Origin of the sequence: Rhodohalobacter sulfatireducens, from assembly GCF_022012475.1 — a bacterium.
GTDB classification, from domain to species: Bacteria; Bacteroidota; Rhodothermia; order Balneolales; family Balneolaceae; genus Rhodohalobacter; species Rhodohalobacter sulfatireducens.
Genome location: NZ_JAKLWS010000003.1, coordinates 1 through 11,960, shown reverse-complemented (window position 1 = coordinate 11,960; position 11,960 = coordinate 1). Strand labels below are relative to the sequence as shown.

Annotated in this window: 5 protein-coding genes; all 5 read left to right on the top strand. The window is 43.2% G+C overall.

The window, feature by feature from the left end; all coding sequences use genetic code 11:
* Position 1: 1 nt before the first annotated feature.
* Entirely contained in the window at positions 2-916 is a 915-nt protein-coding gene (locus tag L6773_RS03405; RefSeq protein WP_237852447.1) for a hypothetical protein, read from the top strand.
* A 62-nt stretch (positions 917-978) separates the two neighbouring features.
* Positions 979-6,222, top strand: a complete 5,244-nt coding sequence (locus L6773_RS03400; RefSeq protein WP_237852446.1) for an ATP-binding sensor histidine kinase — start codon at positions 979-981, stop codon at positions 6,220-6,222.
* Positions 6,223-6,232: 10 nt separating this feature from the next.
* Complete coding sequence (locus tag L6773_RS03395) at positions 6,233-6,616, top strand: response regulator (RefSeq protein ID WP_237852445.1); 384 nt, start codon at positions 6,233-6,235, stop codon at positions 6,614-6,616.
* 96 nt (positions 6,617-6,712) lie between these two features.
* Entirely contained in the window at positions 6,713-6,910 is a 198-nt protein-coding gene (locus L6773_RS03390) for a hypothetical protein (RefSeq protein WP_237852444.1), read from the top strand.
* Positions 6,907-11,960, top strand: a 5,054-nt coding sequence (locus L6773_RS21590; protein ID WP_304622106.1) for a nuclear transport factor 2 family protein, incomplete at its 3' end; no start/stop codon positions are given. The genes L6773_RS03390 and L6773_RS21590, both read left to right, overlap by 4 nt.

The window sequence follows — 11,960 nt, the reverse complement described above, 5'->3', positions numbered from 1 at the left end:
TGTGAAAAAAATTATTCTACTTCTCGCACTTGGGTTTTTCATGGACTATTGTTCGCCTGAACAAGAGCCCATCGCTCCGGAATTGCTGTACCCAAGCGATTTAACAGGGGTTTCTGTGGATTCACTGAAGTCTCTTGCGTCGCATCGTATTGAAATGATTAGAGACAAACCGCATGAAAGATACCAGATACGAGAACTATTCTACGATGAATTTGGTCACGGCCATTTCAGCAGATTTGGATTTGGCAATTCAGAACTCGCGTTTTTGCACTGGGAGGAACGAGGAGTGTTACATCCACCCAACAGCAATCCTGCAGGCAGTCCGTGGTGGAGCGAGGTGAACCTTCAGTTTATATACTGGTCGGAACTGGCTGCCCTCATACACCTGGCAGGTTGGGAAGAAGAAAATCTTACTGATCTTGAAATCCAGGTTCAACACTGGCTTGACTTTATTGAAGAACCCAGCTCGAAACACTGGTACAAAGCCCATAACAGCAGTATCATTTCGGGCTATCATAAATATGCGGAACTTGCTCACGAAGAGATTCACCCTGAGCAGGTGTTTATCAACATGGTACTATACCGCCTTTTATACGCCCAGGCGATGGTTGAAGCGGAACATTTTGCCTTTGGAAGGTTAGGGGAATTTTTGGCTAATCCAAGGGGTTTTGCAGTCAATTTTATTGTGAACGATCACTTTTTCTATCCCTCCAGCTATCCCCTGAGCAAAGAGGAACAGGATATCATTTTAGGCAGAAAACACTCTGTTGGGGAATTGGAGGTCCACTTTCTGGACGATGTATTGATACTCCCGCATGCCGATGAACTTTATGAAACTGCTTCAAAAATCAACAATACACCTGAATTGATGTCTTTCATTGATGATGGAAAACCAGTTTATCCTTTTATTCAATAAAAGCTTAAACAACTGTTGATTTTATCACAGAAGCAGCGAATCAAAAAAATATATAGTTATTTATGCCTCCCATTTTATACGAAAATGAAAATTTCCGCCTGTGGAGACAATCGGATTTCGCCGAACGGGGAGAGGTTTTAGTTAAATCATACAAAGCAGATTTTCCCGACCCCGAAACTATTATGATGCTCAACAACGAGTATAATATCCTAAAGGATTGCAGGATAGAGGGGGTACGGAAACTAATTGACAAAACCCGCATAAACAACAGGGAGGCCCTTGTCTTTGAATATATTGAAGGCGATTCTTTCGCAGACTTTTTAGCAAAGAGATCGTTTTCAATTGAGGAGTTTTTGGATCTTGCAATCAAGTTGAGCCGTATTGTGGGACTTGTTCATGATGAGGGAATAATCCACAAAGACATCAACACAAAAAACATACTCCTCACAAATCAGGATGATGTTTACCTGATAGATTTTGGCATCGCTTCGCGTCGCGATCTGATTATAAACCACCAGGGCAGTCCGGAAATGCTGCAGGGACACTTGCCCTACATCTCACCTGAACAGACCGGACGGATGAACCGGGTTGTTGATTTTAGATCCGATCTCTATTCACTGGGTGTTGTTTTTTATGAGATGCTCACCGGGCAGCTCCCGTTTATTTCAAATGATCCCCTCGAAATTATTCATGCCCACATGGCAGTGAATCCTCAGCGTCCCGAGAAGATTGATGAGACCATACCCTCTGCATTATCGGACATCCTGATGAAACTGCTTTCAAAAAATGCAGATGATCGATATCAATCCGCCTACTCACTCCGGGCCGATCTTGAATTATGTCTCGAATATTTTGAAGAGGGAATTTTAAACAAAGCTTTTAAGCTCGGTACAAAGCATACCCACCAAAGGTTTATCCTTCCTCAAAAATTGTACGGGCGCGACCAGCAGCTGCAGCAGTTGAGTTCATCACTGTCTCACATTGGACAGATTCAGCCGCAGATGGTACTGATCCACGGGGAACCCGGTGTTGGAAAATCAGCACTTGTGAAAGAGATTCAGAAAGATATTGCCAAAAAGGGTGCCATCTTTATCTCCGGAAAGTTCGACCAATACCAGCGAAACATTCCCTACTATGCTATTCAGAAAGCTCTGACGGAATGGGTGCGAATTATTCTAACGGAAAAGGAAGAAAAATTAGAGGAGTGGAAAGAAATTATTCTTGACTCCACAGAAGGCCTCGGCCAGTTAATCGTAAACCTGATTCCGGAAATAGAAATTATTATCGGTCAGCAGCCTGAGGTACCCGAACTGAGCGGACAGGAAGCCCAAAACCGATTTAATTACGTTATCGGGCAGTTTATTAATGCTATCTCTCGTGAAAATTCGCCTCTTCTGATTTTTATTGATGATTTACAGTGGGCTGATTCAGCGTCGCTCGATCTCATAAGCCGGTGGCTGGAGGATAAGGAGAATCACCACTTTTTTGTCATTGGAGCTTACAGGGATAATGAAGTAGACAGCACACACCCTTTCCAGATTTTCATCGATAATCTAAAAAAAGAGTTCATACCACTCTCTTTTCTGAAACTCAGGAACCTGGAGTTAAGTGATGTTTCTGAGTTTATTTCCGATGCACTTTTTGTTGAGGAAAAGTCAATCCAAGCTCTGGCTGAGTTTGTTTATGAGAAAACCGGCGGGAATCCAATTTTCTTAAAGCAGTTTTTAATGGCTCTGCACAGCGAGGAACTGCTGACATTTGATCCAAATGAGGATGAGTGGACCTGGGATTTAGAAGCCATTAACCGGTTGCAGCTTTCTGATAATATCGTTGACTTGATGATGTCTAAAATCAAGCGACTGCCCGAGAAAACCCAGGAAATCATCAAATTAGCAGCTTGTATTGGAAACAGTTTTGATGCGAATCTGCTCAGGCTTATCGCTGAAATTCCCCTCGATAAAACGATCCAACTCCTTGATCCCGCCATTGACGAAAGCCTGATTCTTCCAAAAGACAATAACTACCGGTTAGTCTTAACAGACACCGATCTTACAAATCAAAAGATTGAGTTTAGCTTTATCCACGACAGAATTCAACAGTCGTTCTATTCGCTTATACATGACGAGGAAAAAACGAAAGTGCATCTTCAAATCGGCCGGTTGCTTGATCGAAATATCACCGGCGAAAAACGAAATGAAAAAATCTTTGATATTGTCTTCCAGTTGAATACAGGCCTCCGTTTGATTGAAGACCCGAAAGAAAAAATTCATCTTGCCAGGCTCAATCTGCATGCGGGAACAAAAGCGGTCGAGTCATCAGCGCACAGCACAGCCCTCGAACTGATCGAAAACGGATTGCGTCTCATGCCGGAAAATGCCTGGGATGAGCACTATGAACTGATGCATCGACTCTCAGAAAAAGGAGCTGAAGCAGCCTACCTGATGGGTGAGGCATCAAAAATGGACCAGTTGATAAATTCTGTGATCGAGCATTCCAAAACACCACCTGAACAAAAGAAAGTTTACATGTTGAGGATCGATCACCTGACATCCCAAAACATGTTGCCGGAAGGCTTACAGGCCGGGCTCGATATTTTGGAAAAACTGGGTGTTGATTTTCCCGGCAATCCAAAGATGTTTCATATTCTTATGGGGCTTACGAAAACAAAATGGTTGTTGAAGGGCAAGCAGCCTGAAGACCTCATGCAACTGGAGGTGATGACCGATCCGAATATGACTGCGGCACTACCAATACTTGAAAGGATTGTGCCGCCTGCATACATGTCTGGAAGTAATATGTTTCCGCTTATCGTTTTTAAGATGGTTGAACTCTCCGTTAAATACGGAAATATGCCCTACTCAGCTTTCGGATATGGTTCCTACGGTATCTCACTGAGTGCGGTTTTGGGGGATTATGACGGCGGATACCGTTTCGGGCAGATGGCCCTGGAACTGGTCGACAAATTTGATTCCGAAGAGTACCGCGTTAAAGTTCTGTTTGTTACCGACTGTTTTCTGAATCACTGGAAGCAACATCTCAGCCTCTCTTTAGATCCGCTTTTGGAATCATACAAAAGTGGTTTAAAGGTTGGAAATCTGGTTGGTGGAATTTGGGCGGCTTATTATTACCTGCTATGGCAATTTTATATATCAGAAGAGCTTTCGATGCTCGGGGAAAAGGTAGATTCTTACAAACGAACATTTGATCAGCTCAAACAACAAGCAGCGTATAACCGGACTTCCATTCTGCAAAACGTTATCCAAAATCTTACAGGTGAAGATGAAATCGGAGTGAATTTAGCCGATCATTTCGATGGCGGTGAAGAAAAGATGCTGAAAGATTTGGAAGGCATGAACGACAAAACGTCTGCTTATTTCTATCATTCCAATAAACTTTTACTGCACCTTCTGCGACTTGAATCGGATAAAGCACTTCATCATGCCGAAAAAACAAAAGTTTTTGAAGAAGCCGTGGCAGGCCTGCCGGATTTAACGTTTACCACGTTTTTTGCATCCATTGCAGCTATCTACCATTCACTCCTGGAAAATAAACCCGATGCTCTGAAGAGTGCTAAAAAGAGCCTGAAAAAACTCAAGAAATGGTCTGAATCTGCCCCTGAAAATTATCTCCATAAGTATCTGGCTGTAAAAGCCGGATTGCTTGCAGCGAACGGTAACATTGCAGAAGCTACGACCCTTTTTGATAAAGCGATCCATCACGCAAGTGAGCAGAAGTATGCCCAGGTTGTTGCGATGGTCAGTGAACTGGCCGCACGATTTTGCATGGCCAATGACCTGAACGTGCAAGGAGAGTTATTTATGAATAAAGCTTACCGGGCTTACACGTTTTGGGGAGCCGAAGCTAAAGCCAATATGCTTCTCGGGGAGTTTGAGTTTTTGAGTACAGACGGCACTTCATCATCCTCTAGCGGCTCCGGGAGCGGTGGAAAACGATCGGGAATATTCGATCTTTCTACAGTTGTAAAAGCAAGTACATCTCTGTCGGGGGAAATCCGCCTGAATGACCTTTTGAGAACCTTGTTGAAAATTGTAATTGAAAATGCGGGAGCACAACGGGCTATCTTGATCGTTAATAACGATGATAAACTTGAAGTTGTGGCAGAAGGCACGATTAAAAAAATTAAAATCCTTGACGGAGTTAGTATTAAGGAGTTTGGCAAGCTGCCTCAGTCCGTTGTCTTGTATACTCTTCGTACCGGTGAAGAACTGATTATCCCCGACGCTTCATCTCACGAAAAGTGGTCTGCAGATGAATACATTAAAAAATCGAATGTTAAGTCTCTGCTCTGCACACTTATCAAAAACCAGGGAAAGGTTAAAGCACTTCTCTATCTCGAAAACAATTTAACGTCCAATGCTTTTACTAAAGACAGGGTTGAACTGCTCAATATGTTAAGTGGGCAAATTGCCATATCTATCGAGAATGCAAACCTGTACAGCAACCTGGAAGAGAAGGTAAAAGAACGAACCAGCGAAATTGAAAAAGCCTATGAAGATCTAAAGTCGGCACAGGAGCAGCTGATTCAACAGGAAAAATTGGCGTCTTTGGGTCAACTTACGGCCGGTATTGCCCACGAGATTAAAAATCCACTGAATTTTGTAAATAATTTTTCGGAGTTGAGTATCGAGCTGATAGATGAAGCAAAAAGTGAATTGACTGCAGACAGCTCTCAAGTGCTTAAAGACTTACTCAATGATATTGAGGCCAACCTTGAGACTGTTCACAGGCATGGCTCAAGGGCTGATGTGATCATTAAATCACTCCTTCAGCATTCAAGGGGAAGCGGTGTAATTATGGAACCCACAGAGATAAACCCGCTTTTGAAGGAGTTTGTCAATCTTTCCTACCATGGTATGCGAGCCGGCGACAGGCCATTTGAAGTGGACATTGAATTTGAGCTGGACACCTCCATTGGCGAAGTTCCTTTAATTTCTGAAGATTTTAGCAGGGTTGTTGTTAATCTGTGTAACAACGCCTTTGATGCGATGCGGGAAAAATTAAAATCGACTCTTTCTGAAAGTTATTCACCAAAATTATTTGTACGAACCATCAGAAGTGGTAGTTTGATAAACATTATTGTTGAAGACAATGGCACGGGAATACCTAAAAAGCTGAGAAAGAAAATTCTTCAACCTTTTTTCACAACAAAAAAAGGAACAGAGGGAACCGGATTGGGGCTCTATATTACCAACGATATTATCAGAGCTCATGGTGGTATGTTAACCATTCAATCTGAAGAAAATGAATTCACACGATTTGTAATTGAATTGAATATTAATAGATAGTCATATAGATATGAAGTTTCTTGTAGTTGATGATGAACATGATGTTGAAACCCTGTTTCGGCAGCGTTTTCGAAGAGAAATTCGCAGCGGCAAAGTAGAATTGGTATTCGCCTTTTCAGGTCAAGAGGCATTAGAGATTATCAAGAGTACGAATCCGCCTGATATTGTCTATATTTTTTCTGATATAAATATGCCGGGGATGTCCGGTTTTGAATTGTTGGAGAGAGTTAAATCAGACTATCCGCATATTCATGTCAGTATGATTTCTGCTTATGGAGATACAGAGAATTACCAAAAAGCAAAAGAGATCGGGGCTAAAGAGTTTTTCACGAAGCCTATCGACTTTAAAAATTTACGTGAGGAACTTCATGACGTTCTGGAAGATAATGAGTGATCCTGCTTAAAGTAGCTGGGATTTCTTTCCAAACGGGTTTGAAGTTTTGCGTTCTTTAAACGCAAAAAATTAACATAAAAGGTATATCGCGGAGCAGTGTTTTCCGCCTGGCAGCAAGCGGAAGCTGTATCCCTATTTGCCAATACTTCAACCATTGGAATGACGACTGAAAAGAGAAAACTGCCGGACTCCATTTTACCATCAATTTTTTGCAAGCAGACCGGTGTGCTTCGACTGTTCAACATGAACCATGTGGCACTATTTCCAGGATCGAACAAGAGGGATTTTCGATGAAAAAACCCATTAAACATATCGAAGAAGCCCGCAAGGTATACGACTTGTTCTGGGACAGCTACCTGGTTGGGGATATTGATACATTTGCGGCCACGCTGGACGAGAACTTTGAGATGATCGGCACGTCCGAAAGTGAACATTGCCATAATAAGGCCGAAGGTATAGAATTCATCAAAGCACAAAAAGAAGAGCTGATTGGAAGTGTAGAAATGAGAAACAGGGAGGTTACAGAGTTACCAATTGGCAACGTGATGCTGATCAATGAGTTTTGCGATCTCTATGTGCTTTCGGAAACCGATTGGTCTTTTTACTCAAAATTTCGAAGCTCTGCCATGCTCCGGGAAACCGAGGACGGATGGAAGATGGCACAACAGCACGGGTCACTCCCCGATATGCGAGTCGGCGAAGGTGAAACACTCGCCATTGAAAAGATTACCAAAGAGAATATCGAGCTTCGCGATGCGGTGAAGCGGCGAACTGCCGAGCTCGAGCATAAAAACCGGGAGTTGGAAATTGAGGCAGCCCTTGAACGGGTTAGGGCGCGATCAATGGCGATGCATAAAAGTGAAGAATTGGTGGAAGTGGTTCGCCAACTCAAAAAGGAGATCATGGAGTTGGGAATTGATATTGATGTTACACAGATCGTAATTGACTTCACTGACGATCCACATGATGGATTGAATGATTGGGTTTCTGTTGAGGGGCAGCGATATCTTCAAAAATTTCACATACCCTTTATAGATCATCCAATTACTACAAAATTTTATGAAACCTTAGAGAATGATCTGGGTTCTTTCACAGTAAAATATTCAAAGCCGGAAAAGAACGCCTATTTCAAACTGTTATTCGAGCACTCTGATTTCAAAGATATTCCGGAAGAAAGAAAGAATTTCATTTTAGAAGCCCCCGGATGGGTAAATTGTGTTGTGATAAAAAATAACTGCTCGATGCAATTTGCCCGATATAGGCTCGAGGAGTTTAACCATGAAGAGAAAGATCTATTTAAACGTTTTACAAGCGTTTTTGGACAAGCCTACACCCGTTTCCTCGACCTTCAAAAAGCTGAAGAGCAGACCCGGGAAGCACAGATTGAAGCCTCTCTGGAGCGCATACGTTCGCGCACCATGGCTATGCATCAAAGTGAAGAACTCCAGGAGGTAGTGGCGATGCTTTACCAGGAGTTTAAGCATTTGGTAATAGCCGAAGACAACATAGATATTGAGGTATGCATAATTAATGAAGCTACCGGAGCGGCGGAAGTCTGGCAGACAGCTTTCAGTTTTACCGGTAAACAAGTGATGTTGCGTCTCCCCTTCACCGAAATTTTTCCCTTGAATGAGGAATACATACGTTGGCGAGAAACAAAGCCGGAGAAGCGACATGAATTACTCATCGTTAATGAGTATAGTGGTTCCATTTTTGAGAAATTTTTACAAAAACTAGCATCCCTCCATGGTTGGGAGCATGTCATTCGGCAATTCCGGGATAACCACATCAAACAATGGTTTACCCATAACGCCTATTTTTCTCACGGTATGTTGACCTATCAAGGTGTAGAACAGACAGGAGAAGAAAACTTAAAGTTGCTACAGCGCTTTGCTAAGATTTTCGAGCAGACCTACGCCCGGTTCCTCGACCTGCAAAAAGCAGAAGCCCAGGCCCTGGAAGCCCAGATTGAAGCCGCTCTTGAACGAGTGAGAGCCCAATCGATGGGGATGCAACAAAGTGAGGAGTTGATAAATGTCGTCCAGCAGATCGGCCGTGAATTAAAAGAGATGGGAATCGAGGTCCATAATTCTCAGATATGGACAGACATTTCGGTTGACCCAAATGCAAGTATAAATATTTGGTTGCATGTTGAGGGTCAATCCTACTTGGAAAAATTCCATTTTCCACTTTCAGATCATCCAATCGACTCGGAACTCATCGAAGCCATTGAAAAGGATCTTCCTCTTTTTAGTAGTACCTACTCAAAATCAGAAATAGCGTCTTATTTTAAGTATGCATTTAATGAAACAGAATTAAAAAGAATACCACAAGAGAGAAAGGATATTATTCTCAATGCACCCGGTTGGACGCGGTGCACCGTACTATTAAATGAAGCCTGCCTTCAATTAAGCAGATTCAATCTTGACAAATTTACCGAGGATGAGCAGGATATTTTTAAGCGCTTAGGAAAAGTCTTTGAACAAGCCTACACCCGTTTCCTCGACCTCCAAAAAGCAGAAAAACAAGCCCGCGAAGCACAGATCGAAGCAGCTCTTGAACGAATCCGATCCCGGTCGATGGGCATGCAGAAGTCAGAAGAGATAAATGAAGTGCTTGCCAAAATGTTCGAGGAATTCACATCACTGCGAGTAGATTTAGAGCGGGTCGTAATCTGGATCTATCATCCTGAAGGCCGATCTGTAACCTGGTGGGCTGCAAATCCCGAAGCTGAGAGTGGTACTGAGAGCTTTCATATAGCTGATAATGATAATCCGGTGTATAATGATTACTGGAAACTTTGGGAAGAAAGAAAATCAAAACACTATTACGAATTATCGGGTGAGGCAAAAAACAGCTGGGACGACCACCTATTTAGTGAAACGGGCCTTTGGAATCTTCCGGAAGAGGTCGAAATGGGGATGCGTGAACCCGATCCAATACATTTGTATAACTCTTTCCAGGATTTCGGTGCTTTTTTTGTTGCTTCCGTTGAATATCTGGACGATGCGGCTTTTTCACTGATTGAACGCTTTGCAAAAGTTTTCCAGCAAGCCTGGACCCGTTTCAACGATATCAAACAGGCCGAAGAACAAGCCCGCGAAGCCCAGATAGAAGCGGCACTCGAGCGTATCCGATCCAGGTCTATGGGCATGCAATCCAGTGATGAGTTGAGTGAAGTAGTCCAGGTGATATACAATGAGGTTGAAAAACTTGGAATTTCAAATTGGGGATGCAAGGTGATTGTTATCGATGAAGATGAGAACCAACAGATCTGGTATTCAGATTATTCGAATGAAGAACACCCAAAACCATATGACATTGATAATCAGCATCATGCACTGATAAGAAAAACCTTGCAGTTCTGGAAAAGTGATGAGGAGTTCCTGAGTATTCATTTAAAGGATGAAGAGAAATTCGACTTCAACAACTTCTTGTTTGAAAAAACTGGAATGAAAAATCTCCCAAAACAAGTTAAAAAGGCTATCACCGGTGTGAATGAGGTGTTTTTTGAATATGCCAACACAAAGCACGGTTTTGTCCAGTTTATCGATACAGACCCCTTTCCCGAAAAGGTATTTCCAACATTAAAGCGAATTGCCCAAACTTTCGAGCAAGCCTATACTCGTTTCTTAGACGTTAAGCGAGCCGAAGATCAAGCCAGGGAAGCAAAAATAGAAGCGGCTTTGGAGAGAGTCCGTTCTCGTTCAATGGGCATTCAAAAAAGCGATGAATTGGGAGATGTTGCAACCCTTTTATATGAAGAAATGAGAAAATTGGGGATCACTGATTTTATTACTTGTGGATACCAGGAAATGGATGAAGAAACTCAACTCCAGCATTGCTGGATGACCCGATTGGACGGCAGCCCTCAAGAAAAATTTGTTATCCCGTTAAAGGGGGACCCCATCCTGGACGAAAGGTATAATAAATGGAAAAACCGGGTAGAACTTTTTTGCCAGGAAGCCGCTGATCAAGAACTGGCGAATCATATTGCCGTTGTTACTCCAGCAGTGGACGTGGAAGAAGTGAAAGAAATCACGAACAAATTACCGAATCCGACCTATTTCTACTGTGGAAATTTTGAATATGGATACATGACTCTTGTAACGGGAACAAAACTTACGGAAGAACAGGAGGATCTGTTTGTCCGGTTTACCCGGATATTTAAACAAGCATATATTCGTTTCAAGGATTTGCAAAAAGCCGAAAAACTGGCTCTCGAAACCGCCCGGCAGTCTTCACTTGATCGTATCCGGGCCGAAATCGCCTCTATGCGAAGTGCCGAGGATTTGAATCAAATCACCCCCATCATCTGGGATGAACTCAAAACTCTCGAGATTCCTTTTATCCGCTGCGGGGTATTTATTATCGATGAAGAAAACGGAGTTTCTCACACCTATTTAAGTACATCCCAGGGTGAACCTATTGCGGCTCTGCATCTCCCCTTAACGGAGTTCCCACTGGTGGAAAACTCTATGTCATCCTGGAAAAACAAGGAGATCTACACGGTTCATTGGGATGAGCAAGATTTCAGAGACTGGTCTCAAAGTCTGATTGAAGGCGGTTTTATTCAATCCAAAAAGAAATACTCCGCCGGGTCCGTCCCAAAAACGCTGGATCTGCATTTCCTTCCTTTCAAACATGGCATGCTGTACATTGGTAATACCGAGCCTCTTTCGCAGGAGCATCTGGACCTTGGCCAGTCGTTGGCCAGCGCATTTTCAGTAGCCTACGACAGGTACGAAGATTTCAACAAACTCGAGCAGGCCAAACAGAAAATAGAAGAAGCCTTCGAAGAGCTGGAAGCCGCAAAAGATCAGCTAGTACAGCAGGAAAAACTGGCGAGTTTGGGTCAGCTTACCGCCGGCATCGCTCACGAAATCAAGAACCCTTTGAACTTCGTAAATAATTTTTCGGATTTGAGTATTGAATTGGTGGAAGAAGCAAGGGATGAAGTACGACGTGTGACCGGGGACAGGGGACCGAAGAACTCTCCCCTTGAGGGGAGTGCCGAAGCGGAGCGAAGGCGAGGGGTGTCTGATGAGGCCACGAACCACGGCTTGATCCTCGAAATCCTCAACGACATCGAAACCAATCTCAAAACCATCCACAAACACGGCACACGCGCCGATGGTATCGTCAAATCGATGCTCCAGCACAGCCGCGGCGGCTCCGGCAAAATGGAAGCGACCAATATCAATGCTCTTATTAAAGAGTACAGCAACCTGGCCTTTCACGGAATGCGCGCCGGAAAGGATCCAATCAACGTTGATATTGAACTGGATTTAGATAAGAATGTTGGAGAAGTCGAAATGATCACCGAAGACTTCAGCCGGGTGAT

What these genes read in the sequence shown, in the direction of transcription:
- L6773_RS03400 (WP_237852446.1), top strand. Translation starts at nt 979, where the DNA reads ATGCCTCCCATTTTATACGAAAATGAAAATTTCCGCCTGTGGAGACAA.
- L6773_RS03395 (WP_237852445.1), top strand. Translation starts at nt 6,233, where the DNA reads ATGAAGTTTCTTGTAGTTGATGATGAACATGATGTTGAAACCCTGTTT.